The sequence below is a fragment of the Niveispirillum sp. genome, assembly GCF_052437035.1.
In the GTDB taxonomy this organism is placed as follows: domain Bacteria; phylum Pseudomonadota; class Alphaproteobacteria; order Azospirillales; family Azospirillaceae; genus Niveispirillum.
In genome coordinates, this window is record NZ_JBQVOH010000002.1 from 581,064 (window position 1) to 606,736 (window position 25,673).

The 25,673-nt window shown below is 62.8% G+C and carries 22 protein-coding genes; 14 read left to right on the forward strand and 8 right to left on the reverse strand.

The annotated features are described in order from the left end of the window. Window positions 1-3 precede the first annotated feature (3 nt). Window positions 4-1,896 carry a SurA N-terminal domain-containing protein gene (locus ACT6Q8_RS07775; RefSeq protein ID WP_444734809.1) on the reverse strand — a complete coding sequence of 631 codons (1,893 nt, stop codon included), beginning with the start codon at window positions 1,894-1,896 and terminating at the stop codon, window positions 4-6. Between the two features lie 281 nt (window positions 1,897-2,177). On the opposite strand from ACT6Q8_RS07775, the gene tpiA reads away from it, so the two are divergent. From tpiA to lpdA, 11 genes are all read left to right on the forward strand, one after another. Continuing rightward, window positions 2,178-2,933, forward strand: coding sequence for a triose-phosphate isomerase (gene tpiA, locus ACT6Q8_RS07780; protein ID WP_444734810.1), 756 nt, complete (start codon window positions 2,178-2,180; stop codon window positions 2,931-2,933). 191 nt (window positions 2,934-3,124) lie between these two features. Further along, window positions 3,125-3,451: a preprotein translocase subunit SecG gene (secG, locus tag ACT6Q8_RS07785; RefSeq protein WP_054169655.1), complete on the forward strand. Its 327-nt coding sequence runs from the start codon at window positions 3,125-3,127 to the stop codon at window positions 3,449-3,451. A 171-nt stretch (window positions 3,452-3,622) separates the two neighbouring features. Next, window positions 3,623-5,251 carry a CTP synthase gene (locus ACT6Q8_RS07790; protein WP_054169654.1) on the forward strand — a complete coding sequence of 543 codons (1,629 nt, stop codon included), beginning with the start codon at window positions 3,623-3,625 and terminating at the stop codon, window positions 5,249-5,251. A 99-nt stretch (window positions 5,252-5,350) separates the two neighbouring features. After that, window positions 5,351-6,187 carry a 3-deoxy-8-phosphooctulonate synthase gene (gene kdsA / locus ACT6Q8_RS07795; RefSeq protein ID WP_444734811.1) on the forward strand — a complete coding sequence of 279 codons (837 nt, stop codon included), beginning with the start codon at window positions 5,351-5,353 and terminating at the stop codon, window positions 6,185-6,187. 101 nt (window positions 6,188-6,288) lie between these two features. Further along, window positions 6,289-6,933 (forward strand): lysophospholipid acyltransferase family protein, encoded by a 645-nt coding sequence (locus ACT6Q8_RS07800; protein ID WP_444734812.1) that lies wholly within the window; start codon window positions 6,289-6,291, stop codon window positions 6,931-6,933. A gap of 105 nt (window positions 6,934-7,038) precedes the next feature. Then, a complete protein-coding gene (eno, locus tag ACT6Q8_RS07805; protein WP_054169651.1) occupies window positions 7,039-8,319 on the forward strand; it encodes a phosphopyruvate hydratase in 1,281 nt (426 codons plus the stop codon). 174 nt (window positions 8,320-8,493) lie between these two features. Further along, entirely contained in the window at window positions 8,494-8,865 is a 372-nt protein-coding gene (locus tag ACT6Q8_RS07810) for an FtsB family cell division protein (protein ID WP_444734813.1), read from the forward strand. Between the two features lie 168 nt (window positions 8,866-9,033). Then, window positions 9,034-10,050, forward strand: a complete 1,017-nt coding sequence (gene pdhA, locus ACT6Q8_RS07815; RefSeq protein ID WP_054169650.1) for a pyruvate dehydrogenase (acetyl-transferring) E1 component subunit alpha — start codon at window positions 9,034-9,036, stop codon at window positions 10,048-10,050. A 26-nt stretch (window positions 10,051-10,076) separates the two neighbouring features. After that, a complete protein-coding gene (locus ACT6Q8_RS07820) occupies window positions 10,077-11,435 on the forward strand; it encodes a pyruvate dehydrogenase complex E1 component subunit beta (RefSeq protein WP_444734814.1) in 1,359 nt (452 codons plus the stop codon). 20 nt (window positions 11,436-11,455) lie between these two features. Further along, window positions 11,456-12,778: a pyruvate dehydrogenase complex dihydrolipoamide acetyltransferase gene (locus ACT6Q8_RS07825; protein ID WP_054169648.1), complete on the forward strand. Its 1,323-nt coding sequence runs from the start codon at window positions 11,456-11,458 to the stop codon at window positions 12,776-12,778. A gap of 257 nt (window positions 12,779-13,035) precedes the next feature. Next, window positions 13,036-14,436 (forward strand): dihydrolipoyl dehydrogenase, encoded by a 1,401-nt coding sequence (gene lpdA, locus ACT6Q8_RS07830; protein ID WP_054169647.1) that lies wholly within the window; start codon window positions 13,036-13,038, stop codon window positions 14,434-14,436. Window positions 14,437-14,570: 134 nt separating this feature from the next. Here the strand turns inward: lpdA and ACT6Q8_RS07835 are convergent, their stop codons facing one another. Further along, entirely contained in the window at window positions 14,571-15,860 is a 1,290-nt protein-coding gene (locus ACT6Q8_RS07835) for a hypothetical protein (RefSeq protein ID WP_444733293.1), read from the reverse strand. A gap of 38 nt (window positions 15,861-15,898) precedes the next feature. Next, complete coding sequence (locus ACT6Q8_RS07840; RefSeq protein WP_054169645.1) at window positions 15,899-16,240, reverse strand: helix-turn-helix domain-containing protein; 342 nt, start codon at window positions 16,238-16,240, stop codon at window positions 15,899-15,901. Window positions 16,241-16,432: 192 nt separating this feature from the next. On the opposite strand from ACT6Q8_RS07840, the gene ACT6Q8_RS07845 reads away from it, so the two are divergent. Continuing rightward, complete coding sequence (locus tag ACT6Q8_RS07845) at window positions 16,433-16,978, forward strand: hypothetical protein (protein ID WP_054169644.1); 546 nt, start codon at window positions 16,433-16,435, stop codon at window positions 16,976-16,978. Window positions 16,979-17,157: 179 nt separating this feature from the next. Here ACT6Q8_RS07845 and ACT6Q8_RS07850 read toward each other — a convergent pair whose 3' ends face one another. Together ACT6Q8_RS07850 and ACT6Q8_RS07855 are read right to left on the reverse strand one after the other, a co-directional pair. Further along, window positions 17,158-18,702, reverse strand: a complete 1,545-nt coding sequence (locus tag ACT6Q8_RS07850; protein ID WP_444733294.1) for a calcium-binding protein — start codon at window positions 18,700-18,702, stop codon at window positions 17,158-17,160. A gap of 80 nt (window positions 18,703-18,782) precedes the next feature. Next, the gene (locus tag ACT6Q8_RS07855) at window positions 18,783-19,112 is read right to left on the reverse strand and encodes a helix-turn-helix domain-containing protein (protein ID WP_444733125.1); all 330 of its coding nucleotides are present in this window, start codon (window positions 19,110-19,112) and stop codon (window positions 18,783-18,785) included. A 702-nt stretch (window positions 19,113-19,814) separates the two neighbouring features. Here ACT6Q8_RS07855 and ACT6Q8_RS07860 point away from each other — a divergent pair. Continuing rightward, window positions 19,815-20,867: a methyl-accepting chemotaxis protein gene (locus tag ACT6Q8_RS07860; RefSeq protein ID WP_444733126.1), complete on the forward strand. Its 1,053-nt coding sequence runs from the start codon at window positions 19,815-19,817 to the stop codon at window positions 20,865-20,867. 508 nt (window positions 20,868-21,375) lie between these two features. Here the strand turns inward: ACT6Q8_RS07860 and ACT6Q8_RS07865 are convergent. The 3 genes from ACT6Q8_RS07865 to ACT6Q8_RS07875 form a co-directional block, all read right to left on the reverse strand. Continuing rightward, window positions 21,376-22,029, reverse strand: coding sequence for a redoxin domain-containing protein (locus tag ACT6Q8_RS07865; protein WP_054169714.1), 654 nt, complete (start codon window positions 22,027-22,029; stop codon window positions 21,376-21,378). 109 nt (window positions 22,030-22,138) lie between these two features. Continuing rightward, entirely contained in the window at window positions 22,139-23,443 is a 1,305-nt protein-coding gene (locus ACT6Q8_RS07870; protein WP_054169640.1) for a methyl-accepting chemotaxis protein, read from the reverse strand. After that, window positions 23,418-23,966 carry a PAS domain-containing protein gene (locus ACT6Q8_RS07875; RefSeq protein WP_054169639.1) on the reverse strand — a complete coding sequence of 183 codons (549 nt, stop codon included), beginning with the start codon at window positions 23,964-23,966 and terminating at the stop codon, window positions 23,418-23,420. Before ACT6Q8_RS07875 ends, ACT6Q8_RS07870 begins: the two co-directional genes overlap by 26 nt. 192 nt (window positions 23,967-24,158) lie before the next feature. Here ACT6Q8_RS07875 and ACT6Q8_RS07880 point away from each other — a divergent pair, with 192 nt between their 5' ends. Beyond that, entirely contained in the window at window positions 24,159-25,586 is a 1,428-nt protein-coding gene (locus ACT6Q8_RS07880; RefSeq protein ID WP_444733127.1) for a hypothetical protein, read from the forward strand. Window positions 25,587-25,673 lie beyond the last annotated feature (87 nt).

The following is a 25,673-nucleotide window of genomic DNA, read 5'->3' on the forward strand; positions in this document are numbered from 1 at the left end:
GACTTACTCCTGCGTGGTGCGGTAAAGCTGGTTGATCAGGGTCTGGTTGATGGTCACGCCATAATGGGCGCGCAGGGCCGCCAGGTACTGGAGAACCAGTTCATCCTGTATGGCCTGGCCCGTGGCATTGGCCAACTGCGTCACCTGTGCCGCTGCCATCGGGTTGGCCGGGTCGGCGGGGATGATGCCGGTCAGCTTGACCACCACCACGCCCGTCGGCTTTTCACCCGTGGCGACATCGCCGACAGCACCACTGAACAGCGTCTGCTGGGCGGCGGCGGGCACGATGGCGCTGGGGGCGCCGGCGCGCATCAGCGGATCGACATTCTGAACCAGGGCACTGGGGATGCCGGATGCGGCTTCCTTGGCCTGCGTGCCGGCCTTCAGCTTGGTCGCAACTTCCTCGGCCTTCTTACGGGCGGCAATCTGCTTCTGCTCGGCCTGCCAATCACCCAGAACAAGCGACTTGACCTCGTCCAGTGGCTTCAGGGCGGCGGGGAACACGGCTTCGGCCTGCACCGCAAAGAAGGCGTCGGACCCGGCCTCTTCCACGCTGCCGGTCTGGCCGGACGCGACGGTGAAGCCCGAGGCGATGATCTTGTCGATAGCAGGCAGGTCAGCACCCTGGGCAACGCCGGCGGCATTGGCGCCACGGCTGTCGACCTTCTCCAGCTTCACGATCCGCGCACCCACGGTCTGGGCAGCCTCGGCCAGGGGCGTGCCGCCGGCCAACTCGTCTTCCAGCTTGGTCGACAGCTCGAACAGCTTTTCCAGGGCCTTGTCCTGGCGGACCTTCTGTGCAACCTCGTCCTTCACCTCTTCCAGCTTGCGTTCACCACCAGCCTGAACCTTGGTGACGGTGAAGATGTGAAAGCCGAAGGCGCTTTCCACGGGGCCGCCCGACGTGCCCGATGCGGCGGCGAAGGCGGGTTCGGACAGTTCGGCGGGCAGGCCATCCTTCTGGACATCGTCCAAGGTCACCGCCTCGACGCCCGCTTCCTTGGCCACGTCCTCAATCTTCTTGCCACCATTCACAGCGGCCAGGGCCTTGTCGGCGGCTTCCTTGCTGGGGAACACGGCCTGCGCAATGGAGCGCTTTTCCGGGGTGATATAGTCACCGGCATGGGCGTCGTAATATTCGCGCAGCGCCTCGTCCGTGACCTCGACATCCTTGGTCAGGGCGGCTGTTTCCAGCAGTGCCACGTTCAAGGTGCGGTATTCGGGCGCGGTATAGCGTACGGCTTTGTCCTTGTGGAACGCTTCCAGCGTCGCCTGATCGGGCGACGGGGCGGCGGGCATGGCGTTGAACGGGATGGTCACGGCCTCAAAGGTGCGGCCTTCGAAACGGTACCGGAACAGCGCTTCGGCCAGCGTCTTGGAGGCGCTGGCGCCAGCAGTGACGGCGCCGATCAGATCGCTGCGGGCCATGTCGGACCGCACATCCTCAACAAAGCCTGCTTCCGTCAAGCCGTTCTGCTGCAACAGGGCGCGCATCAGGTTGGCGTCGAAATTGCCGAAACTGTCCTTGAAAGCTGGAACCTTCAGCACTTCTGCGCGCACGGTGTCATCTGCAATGCGCAGACCAAGGTCTTCGGCGGCCAGCGCCAGCAGTTCCTTCTGGATCAACTGTTCCAGCGCGCGGTCGCGCAGGCCGAACTGACGGGCCTGCTCCTCGGTGAATTCCGGGCCGACCATCTGCTTCATGCGGTTGAATTCGGCGCGGTAGGCCTGATCCAGTTCCACGGGCGTGATGCTGCGGTCGCCGACCTTGGCGACGCCGGTCTGCACCCCCTTGGTGACATCACCGATGCCCCAGACAGCGAAGCTGATGATCAGGGCCACGAACAGGATCTTGACGACCCAGGAGCCGGCGGTGCTGCGGATGATCTGGAGCATGGGGACGCTTGCGGTTCCATCGAATTGGTGCAGCGCCGCCCGCCGGAATGCGAACGGCACCGCCGGGCCACAACCCGGAAAGCGCGGCATCATAGGGAAGCGGCACCCTGGGAGCAAGTCCGGGGGGCGGGCAGGGGCCATGTCTTGTGCATCGGCCCATGACAACGCTGACCTTTTGGACAGCGGGGGCAGGCCCGCATAATGTTTCCTTACACATAAGGCCGGCGGACCGGGGACAACCCGGCAGACAAGGCCCCGTGAAAAGAAGAGTAGAGGATGAAATGACCGCTCGCCGTTATCTGATCGCCGGCAATTGGAAAATGCATTGCCGGCAAAGTGATGGTGCTGCGCTGGCCGCCGATCTGGCTGCCCGCGTCGGCCCCACCGCCGATCCGCGATTCGACCTTCTGGTCTGTCCGCCCGCCACCATCATCAGTCCTGTGTCACAGGCCGTTAGCGGCAGCGCCGTTGCCGTTGGTGGGCAGGATTGCCATGCCCAGGTTCAGGGTGCCCATACCGGCGATATCGCGGCGGAAATGCTGGCCGATGCCGGTGCGGCCTTTGTCATTGTCGGCCATTCCGAACGCCGCACCAACCATGGTGAGAGCAGCGCCACCATCAAGGGGAAGGCCGCCGCCGCCCTGCGCGCCGGCCTGACCGCCATCATCTGTGTGGGCGAGACGGAGGCACAGCGTGACGCAGGTCAGGCGGAGTCTGTGGTTGCCGAGCAGCTGACAGGTTCGATTCCCGATGGTGCGACCGCGTCCAACAGCGTCATCGCCTATGAGCCCGTCTGGGCCATCGGTACCGGACGCACCCCGACCCTGGCCGACATTGCAGCCATGCACGGCATGATCCGCGAAAAGCTGTCGGGTCTGGTCACCGATCCCGGTGCGGTCCGCATCCTGTATGGCGGCTCGGTGAAGCCGTCCAATGCCGCTGAAATCCTTGGGCTTGCCGATGTTGATGGCGCCCTGGTCGGGGGTGCCAGCCTGAAGGCGGATGATTTCTGGGCCATCGCGCAAGCCTGCCCTTGAGACTTCGCTATGGCGCCCAGCCGCACGACCGGTTAATAAGCGTGACGGTTACATGACGCGGGTGCTTCCCGCTTCCCCCTGAAACGGGAAGCGGGCGGCCTTGCGTTTGGGCGCGTGATGCGCCATTTGCTACTGGTCAAGGGCCGCGGGTTCCCGAAGGTCCGTTCCAATTGGTTGCAGGGATTGTTGGGATGCAAGAGGTAGTCCTGGTCGTGCATCTGCTGATCACGCTGGCGTTGATCGGCGTGGTTCTGGTGCAGAAGTCGGAAGGCGGCGGCCTGGGTGTCGGTGGCGGCACCATGGGTGGTTTCATGACCGCCCGCGGCAGCGCCAACCTGTTGACCCGGACCACCGCCATCCTGGCGGCCCTGTTCTTCTGCACCAGCCTGATCCTGGCCATCCTGGCCGGCACGGGCAGCAGCCAGAAGAGCATTTTCGACAAGGTGCCGGCTCCCGGCACCGAGGCTCCGGCGGCGCCCGCCGAGCCGGCCAAGCCGACGGTCCCCGTCGGCCAGTAAGGCACTTCGGCGACAGGCCCGTAATATGGCGAGAGGCGGCAGACATGCCGCCTCTTTCCGTTAGGGCGTGAATATGGTGGAATGGGCATCCGTGCCCCGATGTGAAATCTCGACAAGGATTGGGCCGGATGGACCCAACCTGTTGGCATGCTTGGCGAAGGTTAGGGTTCCATGACGCGCTTCATCTTCATCACCGGTGGTGTGGTTTCGTCGCTGGGCAAGGGTCTGGCTTCTGCCGCCCTTGGCGCGCTGTTGCAGGCGCGCGGCTACAAGGTCCGCCTGCGCAAGCTGGACCCCTATCTGAATGTCGATCCCGGCACGATGAGCCCATACCAGCATGGTGAGGTGTTCGTCACAGACGACGGTGCCGAAACCGATCTGGATCTGGGCCATTACGAGCGTTTCACGGGTGTGCATGCCACCAAGTCGGACAACATCACGACGGGTCGCATCTATTCCAACGTGCTGGCCAAGGAACGTCGGGGCGACTATCTGGGCGCTACGGTCCAGGTCATCCCGCACATCACCGATGCCATCAAGGACTTCATCGCCGCCGATCTGGATGGCGAGGATTTCGTTCTGTGTGAGGTTGGTGGCACCGTCGGCGACATCGAATCGCTGCCTTTCCTGGAGGCCATCCGCCAGTTCGGCAATGATCGCGGGTCGGAGAACGTGCTGTTCTGCCACGTCACCCTGGTCCCCTATATCCCCGCCGCTGGTGAGCTGAAGACCAAGCCGACCCAGCATTCGGTGAAGGAGCTGTTGTCGGTCGGTATTCAGCCGCAGATGCTGCTGTGCCGCGCCGACCGCGACATTCCGGAGAATGAGCGCCGCAAGATCGCGCAGTTCTGCAACATCAAAAAGGAATGCGTGATCGCCGCCCTGGATGTCGACACCATCTATCAGGTGCCGATCTCCTATCACGAGCAGGGCTTCGACACCGAAGTGCTGAAGTACTTTGGGATGGCTGCCGACGGCGCCCCCGACCTGTCGCGCTGGGAAGAGATCGTTCGCCGCGTGCGCAACCCCGAAGGCACCGTCACCATCGCGGTGGTCGGCAAGTATACCAGCCTTCTGGACGCCTATAAGTCGCTGGGCGAGGCGCTGACCCATGGCGGTATCGCCAACAATGTGAAGGTCAAGCTGGACTGGATCGACGCCGAGATTTTCGAAAGCGGCGAGGCCCTGGAACAGCTGGAGCATGTGCATGGTATCCTGGTGCCCGGCGGTTTTGGTGAGCGCGGGACTGAGGGCAAGATCCGCGCGGTGCAGTTTGCGCGCGAGCACAAGATTCCCTATTTCGGCATCTGCTTCGGCATGCAGATGGCGGTGATCGAAAGCGCGCGTCACCTGGCCGGGCTGAAATATGCCGGCTCCACCGAATTCGGCAAACCCGACCCCGCCGTTGTCGGTCTGATGACGGAATGGACCCAGGGCAATCAGCTTGTTCAGCGGCAGGAAGGCGGCGATCTGGGCGGCACCATGCGCCTGGGCTCCTATAACTGCCACCTGCTGGCTGGCACCCGCGTTGCCGATATCTATGGCAGCGAGGATATCGTCGAGCGTCACCGTCACCGCTATGAAGTGAACATCAACTTCAAGGAAGCGCTGGAAAAGGTGGGCCTGAAATTCTCCGGCCTGTCGCCCGACGGCATCCTGCCGGAAATTGTGGAGCTGCCGGACCATCCCTGGTTCGTGGGCGTGCAGTTCCATCCGGAACTGAAGTCCAAGCCGTTTGACCCGCACCCGCTGTTCACCAGCTTCATCGGCGCCGCCATTGCACAGAGCCGGCTGGTTTGATCGGATAGGACGTGAAAGGCCGGGGCAGGTGCTAACCTTCCCCGGCCTTCTTTATTTCAGGCCCGCGCCTGCCCATATGGCGGCGTAAAGGAGCATGCCATGACCCGCACCGTTAATGTCGGCCCGCTGTCTATTGCCAATGACCGGCCCTTCACCCTCATTGCCGGCCCGTGTCAGCTGGAAAGCCGCGACCATGCCTTTGCCATGGCGGGGGCACTATCGGAACTGACTGCCAAGCTGGGTATCGGCCTGATCTACAAGACCAGCTTCGACAAGGCCAACCGCACCTCGGTCAGCGCGCAGCGCGGCCTGGGCATGGACCAGTCGCTGCCCATCCTGGCCGATATCCGCGATACGTTCGGCTGCCCCGTCCTGACCGACATTCACACGGCCGACCAATGCGCGCCGGTGGCAGAGGTCGTGGACGTATTGCAGATCCCCGCTTTCCTGTGCCGGCAGACGGACCTGTTGCTGGCCGCCGGTGAGACGGGCAAGCCCATCAATGTGAAGAAGGGGCAGTTCCTGGCGCCCTGGGACATGAAGAATGTCGCCGCCAAGATCGCGTCGACCGGCAACCACAACATCCTGCTGTGCGAACGCGGGGCCAGCTTCGGCTACAACACGCTGGTCAGCGACATGCGCTCCCTGCCGATCATGGCGCAGACCGGTTACCCCGTTGTCTATGACGCCACCCACTCGGTACAGCAGCCGGGCGGGCAGGGCAGCAGCAGCGGTGGTCAGCGCGAATTCGTGCCCGTCCTGGCTCGTGCGGCCATCGCCATCGGTGTGGCGGCGGTTTTCATGGAGACGCATGAGAACCCGGATTGCGCCCCCAGTGACGGTCCCAACATGGTGCCGCTCTCCCAGATGGAAGGTGTACTGTCCACGCTTCTCGCCTTTGACCGCATTGCCAAGGCCAACCCGGTCCGCATCTGACCTTCCGCACCTTTGACAAAGTACCGGCCTTTGCCCACCATCGGCTTATAACGAAAGGCGGGGCCTGCAACCCCGTCGGTGGTGTGAGGAAGACGCAATCCATGTCCGTTCCGTCCCTGGGCCCCCGCAATGACCGGCGGGGCGGCCCGATTTCCCGTTTTATCGGTCGTATGGGTCTGCGCCTGCTGGGCTGGCGTATCGCGGGCGCCTTTCCGAATTTGGAAAAGTTCGTGGTGATCGGGGCGCCCCACACGTCCAACTATGATTTCTTCGTCGCCATGGCCACCATCCTGGCCACCGACCTGCGCATCCATATCCTGGGCAAGCACACCCTGTTCTGGGGTCCGCTGGGTCCCATCATGCGCTGGTGCGATGTGCTGCCGGTGGATCGCCGGTCGGCGCATGGGGTGGTGGGTGATTGCGTGGCCGCCATTGACGCGGCGGAGAAGATGGTGGTCGGCGTCGCGCCGGAGGGGACGCGCAACCCCAAACCGGGGGCCGGATGGAAGACGGGCTTCTGGCAAATTGCGCGACAGGCCGGCGTTCCGATCATACCTGTCGCGCTGGATTATGCGACGCGCACGATCCGTATCGGCGAACCGTTGGAGACGACGGAGAGCCTGGAGGCTGATTTCGCCTTGCTTTCCGCCTTCTATGCAGGGGTGCAGGGAGCCAAGCGGCAGCTTCCCATGACCATCCCAATCAGTGGGACGCGGTCGGCGGGGCCGGCGGGCACGGCGGGGTAGCGAAACCGTCCCTTGTCGAGGGGCGGCATCTGGCGTTATGCCCTTCATCCCGTATTTACCCTTTTCGGGTTCACGGCATCCACGCCCACGGAAGAGAGAGGCCCCATGTCCGCCATCATCGACATTCACGCGCGCGAAATCCTCGACAGCCGCGGCAACCCGACCGTTGAGGTTGAGGTTCGTCTGGAATCCGGCGCCTTTGGCCGGGCCGCCGTTCCGTCGGGCGCCTCCACCGGCGCGCATGAAGCCGTCGAACTGCGCGATGGTGACAAGTCCCGTTACCTGGGCAAGGGTGTGCTGAAGGCCGTTGAGGCCGTGAATGGCGAGATCGCCGACACGCTGGTCGGTCTGGAAAGCACCGATCAGGTTGCCATCGATCAGGCCATGATTGATCTGGACGGCACGCCGAACAAGGGCCGCCTGGGCGCCAACGCCATCCTGGGCGTGTCGATGGCTGTGGCCAAAGCCTCTGCCGATGAACTGGACCTGCCGCTCTACCGCTATGTCGGTGGTGCCAATGCCCGCATCCTGCCGGTGCCGATGATGAACATCATCAATGGCGGTGCCCATGCCGATAACCCCATCGACATCCAGGAATTCATGGTGATGCCTGTCGGTGCGGAAACCTGCGCCGAGGCCATCCGCGTGGGTGCGGAGATTTTCCACGCCCTGAAGAAGAAGTTGAAGGCCGCCGGCCATAACACCGCTGTGGGCGACGAGGGCGGCTTTGCCCCCAACCTGTCCTCCACCACCGAGGCGCTGGACTTCATCGTCGCCGCCATCGCCGATGCCGGGTACAAGGCCGGTGAGAATGTGCTGCTGGCGCTGGACGCCGCCTCGACCGAGTTCTTCAAGAACGGCAAGTATGAGCTGGAAGGCGAGGGCAAGAGCCTGACGCCCGCCGAAATGGTCGCCTACTGGGCCGATCTGGTGTCGAAGTACCCGATCGTGTCCATCGAAGACGGCATGGCTGAGGATGATTGGGAAGGCTGGAAGCTGCTGACCGACGCCATCGGCGGCAAGGTGCAGTTGGTGGGCGACGACCTGTTCGTCACCAACCCGGTTCGCCTGTCCGATGGTATCAAGAAGGGTGTGGGCAACTCCATCCTGGTGAAGGTCAATCAGATCGGCACGCTGACGGAGACGCTGGAAGCCGTGCGCATTGCACAAAATGCCGGCTACACCGCCGTCCTGTCGCACCGTTCGGGCGAGACCGAGGACAGCACCATCGCCGACCTGGCCGTCGCCACCAACTGCGGTCAGATCAAGACCGGCTCCCTGTCCCGTTCGGACCGGATTGCCAAGTACAACCAGCTGATCCGCATCGAGGAAGGCCTGGGCGTAGCATCCGTCTATCCGGGCCGTTCGGCGCTGAAGCGCGGCTGATCGATAGTCGGTTGCAGAGTTGCGAAAGGGCGGTCCCATGGGGCCGCCCTTTTTTGTTTTCCGGCGGGCAAGGTTTATCCCTTTCGGGCATACCCATCTGATTCAGCGTGATTTTTCGTCGCGTTTCCACCTTTGTCATTGACCACGCGACTCGGGCTGTGATTCCATCCGCCCATGACGACGATCCGCACCCTCCGCTCCGCCCTTGGCCGCACTGTCCGACAGGTTGTCGGGCCGATGATCGGCGTGTCCGTGGTGGCTTATTTCGCCTATCACACGGTGCATGGCGATCGCGGCCTTGTGGCCCTGACGCACCTACAAAGCGAGGTTGCGCGCGCACAATCCACCCTGGATCAGGTGCGCGGGGAGAGGGAGGAGATGGAGCGCCGGGCCAGCCTGCTGCGCCCCGACAATCTGGACCCCGACCTTCTGGAGGAACGGGCGCGCGCCGTCCTGAACCAGTCGCACCCTGACGATATGGTAATCCTCCTTCCGCGACGCTCTGCCACGCAGTCCACGCAGGGCAATCCCGACCAAGGTCGGTAAGTTGCTGAAAACAAGGCGATTAGCCTAAATCAGGTTAACGCTGATTTTCTCAAGTAAAACAATCTTTTGCACTGCACACTCCTTGCGCTCCGCGGATAGTGGCGATACCTCTTATCGCATCGCACAGCGATCACGCTATTCCGCAACCCCCATCCCTGGGAGGAGCCCGTGGCAGTCACCAAGCGCCGCAGCACCCGTACAGCGGCCCCCGCGGCCCCGGCCTTGCCGAGCAAGGACGAGCTTATCCGCTATTACCGCGAAATGCTGTTGATCCGCCGTTTTGAAGAAAAGGCGGGGCAACTGTACGGCATGGGCCTGATCGGTGGTTTCTGCCACCTCTATATCGGTCAGGAAGCCGTCGTCGTCGGTATCCAGGCCGCGATGCGTGAAGGCGACAGCGTCATCACCTCCTACCGCGATCACGGCCATATGCTGGCCTGCGGCATGGAAAGCCGGGGTGTCATGGCCGAACTGACGGGCCGCGCCGGTGGCTATTCCAAGGGCAAGGGCGGCTCGATGCACATGTTCAGCCGTGAGAAGCGTTTCTACGGCGGCCATGGCATCGTCGCCGCACAGGTGCCGATCGGCGCCGGCCTGGGCTTTGCGCACAAGTATCTGGGCGATGGCGGCCTGAACGCCTGCTACATGGGCGACGGCGCCATCAACCAAGGACAGGTGTACGAGACGTTCAATATGGCCGCACTCTGGAAGCTGCCGACCCTGTTCGTCATCGAGAACAACAAGTACGCCATGGGCACCGCCCAGGCCCGCGCGTCTGCCGGTGAGCTGTTTGAGCGCGGCAGCGCCTATGGCATTCCGGGCTATCAGGTGAACGGCATGGACGTGCTGGAGGTGAAGGCGGCGGCTGACAAGGCCATCGCCCATATCCGCGCCGGCAATGGCCCTGTCATCCTGGAAATGAAGACCTACCGCTATCGCGGCCATTCCATGTCCGATCCGGCCAAGTACCGGACCAAGGAAGAGGTCAACAAGATGCGGTCGGAAAGCGATCCGATCGACAATCTGAAGAAGCTGCTGCTGGACCAGGGCATCACCGACGAGGAAGCCTTGAAGGTGATCGACCGCGAGGTGAAGGATATCGTCACCGACGCGGCCGAATTCGCCACCACCAGCCCCGAGCCCGATCCGTCCGAACTGTGGACGGACGTTCTGGTCGAAGCCTGATCAGGCCGCAGCGGAGGATTTGAGAGATGGTACAGGTTCTGATGCCGGCCCTGTCGCCGACCATGACGGAAGGCAAGCTGGCCAAGTGGCTGAAGAAGGTAGGCGACACCGTGAAGAGCGGTGAAGTGCTGGCCGAGATTGAGACCGACAAGGCCACCATGGAAGTGGAAGCCGTCGATGAGGGTACGCTGACCGAGATCCTGGTGCCCGAGGGTACCGAGAATGTCGCCGTGAACACCCCCATCGCCAGCATTCGTGGCGAGGATGAGGCGGCGGCCCCGGCGGCTGCACCCGCCGCCGCTGCACCGGCTCCGGCCCCCGTGGCCGCTGCCCCGGTTGCGGCTGCCCCGGCGCCGAAGGCGGTCCCCGCCGCGTCGGATGAGGATCACTGGTACAAGTCGACGCAGACCATGACGGTGCGCGAGGCCCTGCGCGAGGGCATGGCCGCCGAAATGCGCCGCGACGAGACCGTGTTGCTGATGGGTGAAGAGGTCGCCGAATACCAGGGCGCCTACAAGATCTCCCAGGGCCTTTTGCAGGAATTCGGTGAAAAGCGCGTCATCGACACGCCGATCACCGAACATGGCTTTGCCGGTCTGGCCGTGGGTGCCGCGTTCGGGGGCTTGCGTCCCATTGTGGAGTTCATGACCATGAACTTCTCGATGCAGGCTATCGACCATATCATCAACTCTGCCGCCAAGACGCTGTACATGTCGGGCGGTCAGATGGGCTGCCCCATCGTGTTCCGTGGCCCCAACGGCGCCGCCGCCCGCGTGGGCGCGCAGCACAGCCAGTGCTACGCCTCCTGGTACGCCCACGTACCGGGCCTGAAGGTTCTGGCGCCTTACAGCGCCGCCGACGCCAAGGGCCTGATGCGCGCTGCCATCCGCGATCCGAACCCGGTCGTGTTCCTGGAGAATGAGATTCTCTATGGCCACAGCTTCGAGGTTCCGACCGATCCCGACTTCATCCTGCCCATTGGCAAGGCGAAGATCGAACGCGCCGGTACGGACGTGACCATCGTCGCCTACTCCATCTGTGTCGGCCATGCCCTGGCTGCCGCCGAGAAGCTGGCCGCCGAGGGGATCAGTGCGGAGGTCATCAACCTGCGCTCCATTCGTCCGCTGGATATCGACACCATTGTCGAGAGCGTGAAGAAGACCAACCGTCTGGTCTCGGTCGAGGAAAGCTGGCCCTTCGCTGGTATCGGTTCCGAAATGGCCGCGGTCATGATGGAACACGCCTTCGATTATCTGGATGCGCCGGTGGTCCGCGTTTGCGCCAAGGATGTGCCGCTGCCCTATGCGGCCAACCTGGAAAAGCTGGCCCTGCCGCAGCCCGACGATGTCGTGGCCGCCGTCAAATCCGTCACCTACCGCAAATAAGGCAAAGGGAGGCTCTTAAGATGCCCGTTGATATCCTGATGCCCGCGCTGTCGCCGACCATGACGGAAGGCAAGCTGGCGAAGTGGGTGAAAAAGGAAGGCGATAAGGTCAAGTCCGGCGATGTGCTGGCCGAGATCGAAACCGACAAAGCCACCATGGAAGTGGAGGCCGTTGACGAAGGTACGCTGGGCAAGATCCTGGTGGCCGAAGGGACCGAGGGCGTGGCGGTGAATACCCGCATCGCCATCATCCTGGAAGATGGGGAGGATGCATCCGCCCTGTCCGGCGCGCCCAAGGAAGCTGCGGCACCGGCTCCCGCCGCTGCCCCGGCTGCTGCCTCCGCCCCGGCGGTTGCTACGGTCCCGGCCCCGGTTGCAGCGGCACCTGCCGCCGCAGCCCATGGTGACCGCGTGTTCGCCAGCCCGCTGGCCCGCCGCATGGCGGCGCAGAGCGGTCTGGACCTGTCGGGCGTTGCCGGCACCGGTCCGCATGGCCGCGTGGTGAAGGCCGATGTGGAAGCCGCCTTGAAGGGTGGTGCGCCCAAGGCCGCCGCTGCTGCACCGGCTGCTGCCCCCGCTGCCGCTGCTCCCGCCGTCGCCCCGGCGCCGGTGGCCGCTGCGCCGAAGGGTGTGGACGCCAAGGCACTCGCCGACAAGCTGGGCATGAAGTACAAGGTTCTGCCCAACAGCGGCATGCGCAAGACCATCGCCAAGCGCCTGACCGAAGCCTGGCAGACCATCCCGCACTTTGGTCTGGCTGTTGATTGCGAGATCGACAATCTGTTGAAGCTGCGCGCCGAACTGAACGCGAAGTCGGGGGAGAAGATCTCCGTCAACGACTTCGTGGTGAAGGCGGTGGCCATTGCGCTGGCCAAGTACCCGGCGGCCAATGTGTCCTGGCACGAGGATGGCATTCTTCAGTATGAGAATGTCGACGTCTCCGTCGCCGTTTCCACCGATGGCGGTCTGATCACCCCGATCGTGAAGAATGCCGACCGCAAGGGCCTGGCCACCATCTCCGCCGAGGTCAAGGAACTGGCGAAGAAGGCCAAGGAAGGCAAGCTGAAGCCGGAAGAGTTCCAGGGTGGCACCTTCTCTGTGTCCAACCTGGGCATGTTCGGCATCAAGAGCTTCACCTCCATCATCAACCCGCCGCAGAGCTGCATCCTGTCGGTCGGTGCGGGTGAAAAGCGCCCCGTGGTCAAGGGCGACGCGCTGGCCATCGCCACCGTCATGTCCCTGACCCTGACCGTCGACCATCGCTCGGTGGACGGTGCTGTGGGTGCAGAGTTCCTGAAGCTGCTGAAGGGCCTGATCGAAGACCCGATCACCCTGATGCTGTGATGAAAATGGGGTTCGAATTCCGGTGGGATTCGGACCCCTCTCATCCTCCCCCTACCGTCATCCCGGCGATAAGCCGGGACCCAGGGGCCAAGGGCACCACGGTAGGGTTTGCACCTCAAAAGCTGCTGAAACGTTGGGCTTGCGGCCCCTGGGTCCCGGCCTATCGCCGGGATGACGGTGGGGCAAAGTGGCGATGGTCGAGGCGCGAAGCCTCCCATCACTGACCGCCGGCGCCCCTGACAGGAAGGACCAAAATCATGGCCGAGAATTTCGACCTCATCGTCATCGGCGCCGGCCCCGGCGGCTATGTCGCCGCTATCCGCGCTGCCCAGTTGGGCATGAAGACCGCCGTGGTGGAGCGGGAGCATCTGGGCGGCATCTGCCTGAACTGGGGCTGCATCCCGACCAAGGCCCTGCTGCGCTCTGCCGAGATTGCCCATTACATCCAGCATTCCCAGGCCTACGGCATCAAGGTCGAGGGCAAGGTGACGCTGGACGTTGAAGCCATCGTCAAGCGCTCGCGCGGTGTGGCCAACCAGCTTTCGGCCGGCGTCAAGGGCCTGTTGAAGAAGAACAAGGTCACCGTCCTGGACGGTTCCGCCAAGCTGCTGGGCGGCGGTAAGATCGCCGTCACCGCCAAGGATGGCAAGGTGACCGACGCAGCGGCCAAGCACATCATCATCGCCACCGGTGCCCGCGCCCGTGTGCTGCCGGGCCTGGAGCCGGATGGCAAGCTGGTCTGGACCTATAAGGAAGCCATGGTGCCGACGGCCACGCCGAAGTCGATGCTGGTCATCGGTACGGGCGCTATCGGCGTGGAATTTGCCTGCTTCTACAAGGCCATGGGCGTTGATGTGACCCTGGTTGAGGTCGTGGACCGCATCCTGCCGGTCGAAGATGAGGAAATCAGCGCCTTTGCCGCCAAGGCCTTCACCAAGCAAGGCATCAAGATCAAGACCGGTGCCAAGGTGGTGAAGCTGGACCGCCATGCCGACAGCGTGACGGCCCATATCGATGTGGGCGGCAAGGTCGAGACGGTCACCGTTGACCGCATCATCTCCGCCGTTGGCATCGTCGCCAATACCGAAGGGCTGGGCCTGGAAAATACCAAGGTCAAGCTGGATCGCGGCCACATCGTCAATGACGGCTATGGCCGCACCGATGAACCCGGCGTCTATGCCATCGGCGACGTGGCCGGTGCTCCCTGGCTGGCGCACAAGGCCAGCCATGAAGGCATCATCTGCGTGGAGAAGATCGCAGGCTTGCCGCATGTCCACACCATGGACAAGTCCAACATCCCCGGCTGCACCTATTCCTTCCCGCAGGTTGCCAGCGTCGGCCTGACGGAAGCCAAGGCCAAGGCTGCCGGGTATGAGATCAAGGTCGGTCGCTTCCCGTTCATCGGCAATGGCAAGGCCATCGCGCTGGGTGAGCCGGAAGGTCTGGTCAAGACCGTGTTCGACGCCAAGACCGGGGAACTGCTGGGCGCCCACATGATCGGCGCGGAAGTGACCGAGCTGATCCAGGGCTATACCATCGGCAAGACGGCGGAACTGACTGAAGCCGAGTTCATGCACACCGTCTTCCCGCACCCGACCCTGTCGGAAATGATGCATGAGTCGGTCCTGGCCGCTTATGGCCGCGCCATCCATTACTGATCCGCCTCACGGCATGATCCATGCAACGGCGGGGGAGCGATCCCCCGCCGTTTTGCATTTAAACGGTCCGAAATGCACAAAGGCCCCGCCTGGCGACGGGGCCTTTGCTTTCCCGGCTAACGGGGTGGGGCTGATTAACCCCAGAAGCCGGTATCGGTGGCGCCAGCGGGTGCCGATGTCTGTGCCGTGATGGCCATCAGACTGGAAAGCGGCAGATTGAACAGGCCAATGGCACTGCTGCTGGCTGTCGAAACATTGACGCTGCTGCCGGGCAGAACATTCAGCACGCTGTCGATCTGGCCGTCGCCGTCCAGATCGATCTCCACATTGGTGCCGCTGATCCGGCCATCATCTTCCGGCAGGGCGATGTTTTCGCCCCCGCTGATGACCGTCACGATCCAGTCCGCGGTCTGGAAGGACAGACGGTCGCCCTCCACGGCCCGGAAATCCAGGATCTGGTTGGCCAGATTGATGCGCTGTCCGTTATTCGACAGGCTGACCCAGGAGCCGACGACATCGTCGGTGATGACGAAATTGTCGGCACCGGCGCCGCCGATGGCGATGTCATCGCGGTCCAGGATCAGGGTGTCATCACCATCGCCACCAACCAGCGTGTCCCGGCCCGCCCCACCGATCAGCGTGTCATTTCCGGCCCCGCCCAGCAGCAGATCATCGCCATCGCCGCCAACCAGCAGGTCATGGCCGGCGCCACCGCGCAGCACATCATTGCCGGCACCGCCGATAAGGGTCAGGTCAGCCGTCTGGATGATCCGCACCGGATCGGCTGGCATGATCTGAACCGGCTGATGGATGGGCACCGGCACCGGTTGCACGATGGCAGAAGCCGTCTCTTCCTTTGAAACCGATTCTGGAGTGCCGCTATTGATCAGCAGTGGCAGTGGGACCACGTGTGAGCGATCCTTATCCCCTTCATGGGATATGATGCTGCCAGGCGGCGTATCATTGCCGGGGTCGGCCAGAAATGCCAGGGCGGGCAGGGCAGGGGCGATGACATGAAGGTCGTCTGCCATTTCCGCCGCGCTGGCCGGTTCGGTGGACAGATAGAAGTCCACGACCATCGCCAGGGCGGCCAGCACCACCACATTCTGCGCCTGACCCAAGGAATCCTCGCCACGGCCTGTGGCGCGGGTCAGCAGGCGGCGCAGATCATCGCCTTCGACCAGCAGGTCGCGCGACATTTCATGTACGATGAACTTGCCCGCGATCCGGGCCACATGCACCAGAATGTCGCCTGTCCCAGCGTGATAGATCACGAACCAGGGATCACCGGCGTCGCTGATGCCGGAGGCAGTCTCGATCTCCACATTTTCCGCCGACAATGCATCGGACAGCCGGAACAGCTCGGCCTTTTCCTGGCTCGTCCATTGTCCGGTGCGTGCCACGGCCCGGATGAAACTCAGCACATCCCCCAAGGGTTCCTCCCCCTTTTGACCGACCGCTTTTAGGCCCGGCCCGTCACATCGCTTGGAAACAGCAGGCGGAAAACATCGGGTTCATAAAAGCGCAGCAGCATTTTGGCGAAATCCTGCCGCGGAACGCCGATACAGTCGGCCCATTGCTGAAAATGCTCGGACGGAACGCGGCCATGGCCGCCCTCCACCTGGCTGACGAAGGTGTAGTAGCGATAGCCAACCTGTTCGGCCAACTGCGCCTGGGTGATGCCCGCCGCCTCGCGCCGTGCCGACAGCCATTTGCCGGCCTGCTTGCGCATCTCCTTGGTCTGCTTGGCTTTCGGATTGTCCGCCGGGCGGGTTTTCGTCCGCTGTTCGGGTTCCGTGATCATCACCGCCTCCACGCTCCACTGCCGTCAACGCTGACACAAGCCTGTTGTATGCGCAAGATTGAATTTCAAATAACATAGTTTCAAAAATGCTTGACTGTAAATTCAAGTTTCAAGATTACTGTACATCGCGACGGCCGCGGACGGGACCCTTCCCGCCGATGTGGTGCTTCGCATTCCTCAGGAGAAAAAGAGATGTTTGTTGCTGATAATGCGGGTCTGCCGCCCGCTGGTGAAGTGACCATCACCTCCCTGCCGGTCATCGGCGGTGAGGTAAAGATTCTGCCGTTCCCCATGCCGGGTGATGATGGTGTGGTCACCATCATGCCGGTTGAGGATGGTCAGATGACGATCCTGCCCTATCCGCTGCCCACGGATGACGGCGTCTTCACCATTCTGCCGTTCCCGATGCCGGGCGATGGCGTTTTCAACATCCTGCCGGTCGATTTCGACTTCAGCGCCGTCAGCTCCATCACCCTTGGTGAGTTCAACTTCGGTGCCCTGGACTGGAACGCGCTGCTGCCGGAAGAGTTCGTGCAGCTGGCCGGCTTCGGCTTCCAGTCTTTCAGCGTTCTGGACGGTGTCGTCAGCCTGACGCTGCTTGACGGGTCGATTTTCGAACTGTCGCTGGGCGTCACGGAGCCGGTGTCGGTGGAAGGTATCGAAGGCGGCCGTCTGATGGTTGATCCGTCGACGCTGACCGGCGCCCTGCTGGACGGCTTCAACGCCGGCTGGATCTGATCCGATGGTGCGGCATGACCTGATGGTCGGTCGCATCATGGGAAGGGTCCGGCCGTCACGACGTCTGATCCACGGATGACGGCCGGGCGGCGGGCCGGGCATATACGACCCATTGGTCAGAATGGGACGAACCCGGCCCGCCGCAACCGGTTGGTATCATTGACTGACGGCGCGGGCGTTCAACCCCAATAGCCGCTATCGACACCCGGTTCGATACCGGTGATGGTCATATGGTCGGCGGAGGTGAGATCGCCGGTGTTGTCCGCGCGGTCATCCGACATCGTGGCTCGCACCCGCAGGATCATGTCGATCACACCGTCGCCGTCCGTATCCAGCTCAATCTCGGTGAAACCGCCATCCCCGCCATTGCCGCTGGGCAGCAGACTGTTGCCGGGGGGGACGAAGCTGGTATGGCCATCGCCGCCGGACGTGATTCCGAAGTCACCGCCACCGCCAGCACCTTCAGTGCCGCTGTCATTCTCCGTCGGGACTGTTGGATGTGCAGGGCCGGTATCAACGATGCGGTTGCCGCCATCGCCATCCTGACCATTGTCGATGACGCCTTTGTTGTCACCGCCCTTGATCTCGGGATCTGGTGCGGGGTCCGGCTTTTGTCCGCCACCCGGCGCCAGGACCTGAACCGATACCTGCCAGTGCCCCGCCGCGAAGTTCAGGCTGTCGCCTTCTATCAGCTTGAAATCCTGAATGCTGTTGATGAAAGGCACGGCCTGACCGGCCTGTTTCAGCGCGACCCAGTGGCCGACCAGATTGTCGGTGATGGTGAAGCGGTCGGCGCCCGCACCGCCTTCGGCGACGTCCTGGCTGTCAACCACCAGCGTATCGTTACCGTCGCCACCTTTCAGTGTGTCATGGCCATTGCCGCCGACCAGTGTGTCGTTGCCGGCGCCGCCGAGCAGCAGATCATTTCCGGCACCGCCAATCAGCAGGTCATTGCCGGCCCCGCCAACCAGCGTGTCATTGCCCGCCCCGCCGGTCATCACATCGTCCCCATCCGTCCCGGTCAGTGATACCGGTGTGGTATCCGGCGATGGGAAGGGCAGGGCGGCCAGATGCGCCCCCCCCTCCGTCCTGGTGGCGGAGGGTTGGCGGGACAGGCTGTCCGTGGTGCTAAGTCTGGCCCGGTCCGCGGCCGTCAGGATCATGCTTTCGCCAACCACGGGCAGGGCGGACCATTGTCCCTGTCCATGCGACCTGTCGGCTGCCGCCTTGTCTGCGGTTGCCGGCTCGGGCGGGGGCAGGTCGATATGGGTATGCACCGCAATGGCCGCCGCCGCCAAAGCCAGCGGCATTTCCGGCTCTTCCTGCGGTGCGGCCTGCGCCTTTTCCGTGTTCAGGAAGAAATCGACGACCAGGGCCAAGGCCGCCAGAACGACCACATTGTTGTAATTGCCGTTCGCTGCCTCTGCCGCTTCCACGCCGGAGGTGCGGTTGACCAGACGGCGCAGATCATCGCCTTCCAGCAGCAGATCGCCCGACATGTCATGGACGACGAATTTGCCGGCGATACGCGCGACATGCACCAGCACGTCGCCGGTTTCCGCCTCATAGACAATGAACCAGGGGTCGCCGGTGTCGCTGATGCCGGTTGCCGTTTCGATCCCCGCACCATGGGCAGACAGATCCTCTGCCAGGCGGAAAAGCTCCGCCTTCTCCTGGTTGGTCCAGTAGCCGGTTTGCGTCACGGCCCGTATGAACCGCAGCACGTCGCCCAAATGTGCCCCCCTTGATTAACGGTGCCATTGGCCCCAAGCCCTGACACCCGCCTCAAGCCCTTTGATTCTGTTTACTCTGCAATCGGAAACAACAGGCGGTGGATTTCCGGTTCATAGAAACCCAGGAGCTTCTTCGCAAACGCCTGCGGGTCCACGCTGATCGCCTGGGCCCACAGTTCGAAATGTTCGGAAGGGACGCGGCCATGGCCGCCTTCGACCTGACTGACGAAGGTGTAATAGCGATAGCCGACATGATCGGCAACCTGCGCCTGGGTCACACCAGCCTTCTCGCGCTGTGCGCTGAGCCAGCGACCGGCGTCCCGGCGCATCTGCCGGGTCAGCTTCGTCTTTTCACTTTCCTCGCCACGCGGTTTGGCGCGCGGGGTCGCGGCTGCGGCCATAAACGGATACTCCAGACTTCCTGTCCAGAAAGTCGCATTTCCGCTCCGCATGGGCAAGCGGCAAAATTTCAAACTCGCTCATTACAAAATCGCTTGACATAAACTCGCTGTTTCAGGATTACTGGACTCGTTCGAGGCCGGAGCATCGCCCCTGTCTTCGGTCCCGGACAAAGCACCCAGGGGGCGGTTCCCTGCCGTCCCCTGGGTCCTTCCGAACCTGATACCGTTGATGCCGTGCCCCATCCAGCATCGACGGCTAAGGCGCCAGCAGTCCGGCTGCCCCAAGGCGGACATGCTGGGTGACGGGCCGGTCGGGGGACCTTATCGCCCCTTGGTCTCCTGGCCGACCCGTCACATTGCCTTCTCCGGGGCCTTCTCCGGGCCGCCAAGAAGCCGCCCTGACCAGACCGCGATGGGTCTTATGCCTTATCCGTATCGGGATATGCATTTCGGGCATAACAGGTTTCAGTTTTGTTTCCGGACTGGCAAATTTCAAAAATGCCGTTTTGACGGACAGAAACGCATTTGTTTCAATTGTAACCGCCACCGGCTACGGCATTTTCTGCTGAAATGCCCAATATATAGGCATTTGAAACAATCGTACCGTATCGCCGTAAGATAACTTCTTTGACATCTCAAAGGCTTAGGTTTCCCTAAGGGAAGGGCACGCAAATTGCTTTTTATCATGTGGATTGTTAGCGCATGACAAAGGCAGACCCCATGGATAACAGCCTGATCGACCTCACCCGCAATGTGCTGGACGTGGCGAGCCAGAAGGTTTCCGCCATTGAAGACATCAACCGCACAACCAAGATGCTCGCCTTCAACGCCTTGATCGAGGCGGGGCGCGCGGGCGATGCGGGCCGCGGATTCGCGGTGGTGGCCAATGAAGTGAACTCCATTTCCCGACAGGTCAGCGTCGTTGCCAGTGAACTACGCACAGAAATTGGGCAACTCGTGGATCGCATGGCGACCGTGGGCGAGGATCTAATGGTCCGCTTCCGGGGGCAGCGGCTGGCCGATCTGGCCCTGAACATGATCGAGATCATCGATCGCAATCTGTATGAGCGTTCCTGCGACGTGCGCTGGTGGGCAACCGACAAGGCCGTTGTGGATTGCCTGGCTGTGCCGTCGGCAGAGGCAACGTCCTTCGCCTCATCCCGTCTGGGCGTGATCCTGGACAGCTATACGGTCTATCTCGACCTCTGGGTGGCCGACCGAAACGGACGGGTCATCGCCACGGGTCGTCCGCGCCGCTTTCCACAGGCCATCGGTACCAACGTCGCCAATGAGCCCTGGTTCCGTCAGGCGCTGAATACCCGCGACGGGTCCGACTTCGCGGTCGTTGATGTCACCACCAATGGTGCTCTGGATGGCCGAACGGTCGCCACATACTCTACCGCTGTGCGCCGCGACGGGGCTGTGGACGGGGAAGTGATTGGCGCCATGGGCATCTTCTTCGATTGGGAGCCGCAGGCCCGTGCCGTCACCGCCGGCGTGCGTCTGGACCGCAGTGAGGAGGCCAGCACCCGGTGCCTGCTGGTCGATGCCTCCGGTCGCATCATCGCGTCCTCTGACGGGCGCGGCCAATTGACCGAAACCTTCCCCCTGGAAACCCAAGGGCGCCCCATGGGCCATTATGTGGACAGGTTCGGGCGGCTGGTCGGTTTTGCCCTGACACCGGGATACGAGACCTATCGCGGCCTTGGTTGGTACGGGGTCATCGTCCAGACAGGTGGCGAGACCGCGCACTGATCTGTCAAATCACGAACAATGTTTGAGGGGCGCCGGCTATGAGTCGGCGCCCCTTTCCATTTTTGGGCTATAGCGCGCTCGTGCGTTGGTATCGTCATTACAAGTCGTTCTGTCCGGCAACCATTTCGCTTGCCCGCTCTCCGTTCATTCAGCCCAAAAAATAGGCCGATCGTGCCCTTTTCGACATGAAGGGTCGTTCGTGTTGCGCTGCAACAGGGTTCGACTTTGGTCGGGTGTCGGATAAGTCGCTGTTTCCCTTGGTGGCGATAGAACGTATCCGCATGGCGCCCGTACGATTTTGCACTTGCACAATAGATTTCAGGCGCGCATAGTCTGTCTCGCGACACGGCCCTATGCCCTCTGTCGTAACGCACTTCTTGGGCGTTTCCTCCCTAAACTCAGGCCGTGGCAATGCCACGGCCTTTTTTTCTGCCCAGAATGTAGCGAAATTACCTGTATGGTAGACTGATTAGGAAGCCGCCTAACAAGCGTTGGCGGCTTCGTCGTTTCAGGCGCTGGTCTTGGCGTATTTCACCGCACAGCCATAGGCGCGGGTCGATGTCGTGCTGACGGGTTTGCCCGCCGCGATCTCTGCCAGGGCGGAACGCACATAATTCTGCGAACCGGGGATGTCGGCCTTGTCCGCCGTCGGCTTGTCATCAATGGCGCCGTCATAGAGCAGGGTGCCGTCGGTACCGATGATGAACATGTGCGGCGTGGTCTTGGCGGCATAGGCGCGGCCAATGGCCCCGCCGGGGTCCAGGATGGTGGTGCTGGCCGCCCATTTCTCCGACGCGGCACGGGCCTTGGCGTCAGCCGGACTGACATGGCCCTGCTCACCAGGGGCGGAACTGATGATGGTCAGCCAGACGGCGCCAGCCTTCGTCGCCTCTGCCTGGATGGCCTGCATGTTGCCGGAATCATAATGTTTGCGGACGAAAGGACAGCCATGGTTGGTCCATTCCAGGATCACCAGCTTGCCCTTGTAATCGGCCAGGGAGATGGCCTTGCCATCCACATTCGTGCCCGTGAAGGCGGGTGCGGCCTGTCCCACGGTGGGTGCCGCGAAGGCGGGCAGCGACAAAAGCGGGGCCACAATCCCGGCGCCGGCGACGGCGGCGGTGCTGTTCAGGAATGTGCGGCGGGTAAGACGAAGTGACATGGCAGACCTCCCGTTCATGCAGGTCGCCTTGATCTGGTGTCGCATACGGAAAAGATCAAACCCCATTCGCCCGGAAACCGCATGATTTTCCGGGCGAATGAAGGTTTCCTCAGATCACCTTGCGCAGGGCCGTCAGAAAATCGCCCATGGCCTCTCCCAACTGCTCCGACCGATGCGAAAGACGTTCCGCCGAACCAAGCACCTGGGTGGAGGCGGCACCCGTTTCCGACGCGGCGCGCGTCACCTGTGCGATGCGTTCCGACACCGACCGCGTGCCCACCGCCGCCTGTTCAACATTGCGGGCGATCTCCGCGGTGGCGGCGCCCTGTTCATCAACGGCACCGGCGATATTGACCGTCGTGCCGTTCACATCGGCGATGACCTGAGTGATCTCGTTGATGCTGTCCACGGCGGATTGCGTGGCGGCCTGGATATCGGCGACCTGGGTCTGGATATCCTCCGTCGCGCGCGCCGTCTGTCCGGCTAGGTTCTTGACCTCCGACGCGACCACGGCAAAGCCCTTGCCGGCCTCTCCCGCCCGCGCTGCCTCGATGGTGGCGTTGAGCGCCAGCAGGTTGGTCTGCGCCGCGATCTCCTGGATCAGACCCACCACTTCCCCGATGCGGATGGCGGCGGCGGACAGGGTGGCGACGCGGTCATTGGCGGCCCGTGCCCGGCCCACGGCGGCATTGGTGATGTCGCGCGACCGGTCCACCTGTTCCGTGATGGACCGGATGGCGGCACTCAGCTCCTCGGCGGCGGCGGCGACCGTCTGCACATTGGAACTGGCCTGTTCGGCGGCGCTGGCCACCGCCATGCTCTCATGGTTGGTGCCTTCCGCCGCATGGGTCATGGTGTTGGCGGCACCCTGCATCTCGCGGGCCGATGCCGAAAGATCATCGGCCACGGACTTCACCGTGTTCTCGAATGCATCGGCAATGCGGCGGAAGCCCGTGACCTTGTCCGTCATGGCGTTGTTGGCTTCGTTGATGGCGCGGCTGCCCACCAGGAAGGTGCCCAGCATGCCTTTTTCCACGACGCGGCGATGATAGTTCTGGTTGGTGATGGCTTGAAGTGAGGCCGTGGCCTCCCGCACAAAGGCATCGGCCCGGTCGGTGACATCATTGATCCGGTGCAGCAGTTCACCCAGCGGACCGCCCTCCTTGATGCCGATGACCCGCGCCTCATAATCACCGCGTGCCAGCCGTTCCAGAACCTGGCCCGCCCCATCCAACACCCGGTCCACCCGCGCCAGATAATAGAAGCTGGCCAGGGCCGCCAGCAGGGTGATGACCCCGCCGCCCATGGCAATGGCATGCCAGCCCATGGCATTGCCAGCCAGATCGACGACCGATCCGATCAGGACCGCGATACCCGTCAGACGGGCCTTAAAGAGAGAAGATGAGTTGCTCATAGCTCACACCCCGGTCCCGCAGTAGGCCCATCAACATCGCTTCACTGGCCGCCATGCCTTCACGGATGCGGCTATGCTTGGCCTCTTCGGCCAGAAGCTGTTTGTAGAGGGGGCTGATAATGTCGTTGACGATCCGCTGGTCGGCGGTCCGGCGGCTGGAATGATAGCCGATGATGTTGCCGCCGGTGTCGCGTGATGGCGTGACATGGGCGAAGACCCAGTAATGGTCGCCATTCACGGCCCGGTTCAGCACATAGGCGAATATTTCATTCCCCGCACCCAGCGTGTCCCACAGCAGCTTGAACACCACACGCGGCATGTCCGGATGGCGAATCAGGTTGTGGGGCTTGCCCAGGGCCTGATCCTCCGACAGGGCGGCCACGCGCAGGAAGGTGCGGTTGGCATAGGTGATGCGCCCGCCCTTGTCGGTCTTGGTGACGATGATCTCGTCATCCTGGAACGGGCGCGCGATACCCGTCAGGCTGGGCCGGGTGCGGCCCGGTGCCGCGTCGGCGTCTATCATGGCGTTTCCATCCTTTTCGATGCGACGGAATGCGTTCTTCCTGGCCCTTACATGCCTGAATGGTTGGTTGGCCGCATTGATCCAAATCAGGATTCGTATCCCTTTCGGACAATCGGAAGGTCAGCTTGACCCGTTCGCGGATAAGGCGAACATGGAAGATACGGACATCATGTCCGGGCGAGGTGACGGCCAATGCGCAATTTCATGGCTTCCATCTTCAAGGGCCTGTTCGGTGGCGGTGGGCAGACGCCTGAAACCGTGGTGCAGCCACGCCCACGATATCAACGTCCGCGCCCCTCCATGCCGCTGGCCCCGACCGAACCGGCGGCGGATGCCTTGCCCCCGCCGCCGCCCGACATGGCCGATGGCCATGATCCCGAACTGTCGGCCAAGCTGCGCCGTATCTTCGACCGCCGCGACCCCACACAGGCGGGCAGCATCCATCTTTTGGGCCTGGGCAGCCTGCATGAACAGCTGGGTTCCCGCTGGCCCGCCGTGGCGGCGCGTGTGCATCAACTGACGGCCAAACTGCTGGACCAACATCTGACACCGCACGATGCCTGGTTCCGTCACGGGGAAGAGGCTTATGTCGTCGTCTTCGCACAGCTGGGCGCCGAACAGGCCCGCCTGATTTGTGCCAAGGTGATGGAGGAATTGCAGCTCGTCCTTCTGGGCCATGCCGACACGGAAAACATCCGTGTCCATACCGCCATGCGGGAGATCGGGTCGGATGTGCTTCTGGTGCCGACCAGTCTGAAGGACATGTTGTCCGCCGTACGCAAAGAGGCGGTTGCCGATGCTGCCCTGGCGGGCCCCATCGCGGTGCGGTCGGAGGGTTTCAGGGCATCCCTGTTGGCGCGGGCTGGCCCGTCACAGGTTCGCTACCGGCCCGTCTGGGATGTGCAGAAGCAGGTTCTGTCCCTTTACATGGCGCGTTGTTGCCGCGAACGGCCAGGCCGCACTCCGCTGTGGGGCTATGATTGCCTGGATGATCCGGAGGATATGGCCGGCATTCTGGCGCTGGACCTGCATGTGGCGCGCGAAGCGATCGAGACGTCCCTGGAACTGTATGAGAACCGGTTCCGCTTCTTCCTGTCCTTGCCCCTGCATTTCGAAAGTCTGGCCGTTACCGCCCGCCGGCAGGAGGTGATGGCGGTGCTGCGCACCATTCCCCGCAACCTGTTGCCCTTCATCACCTATCATCTGTGGGCGGTGCCGGATGGGGTGCCGACGGGGCGTCTGTCGGAACTGGTATCCGCGCTGAAGCCGTTTGGCCGAACCGTGATGATGGAGGTGGCAAGCCCCACATCTGATGTGTCGGTGGCAGAGGCGGCGGGCATTCGCGTCGTCAACCTGACCCTGCCGCCCGGCGCATCGGTTGAACGATGGGCACCCGAGGTCGTGCGCTTCGCCACGCAGGCCGCGCGCCACCGTCTGATGCCAGCGGTGGAGGGGGTGGACAGTCTGGCCATGGAGGATCAGTGCGAGGAAGCCGGTGTCCGTTTCCTGTCGGGTGATCTGATCGGCGGCTGGGTGGATGTGCCCGAACATGTCGTCCGCCGGTCCCGTACCGATTTCGTGCGTCAGGGCGTCAATCTACGCGGTGGTTTATCGGACTAAAAGTTCGCCATATAACCCTTTGCGTTTCCCGATGGCAACCAGCCGCGTGTAGGATCAGCACATCCTCATACACGGAAAGGCGGCTTC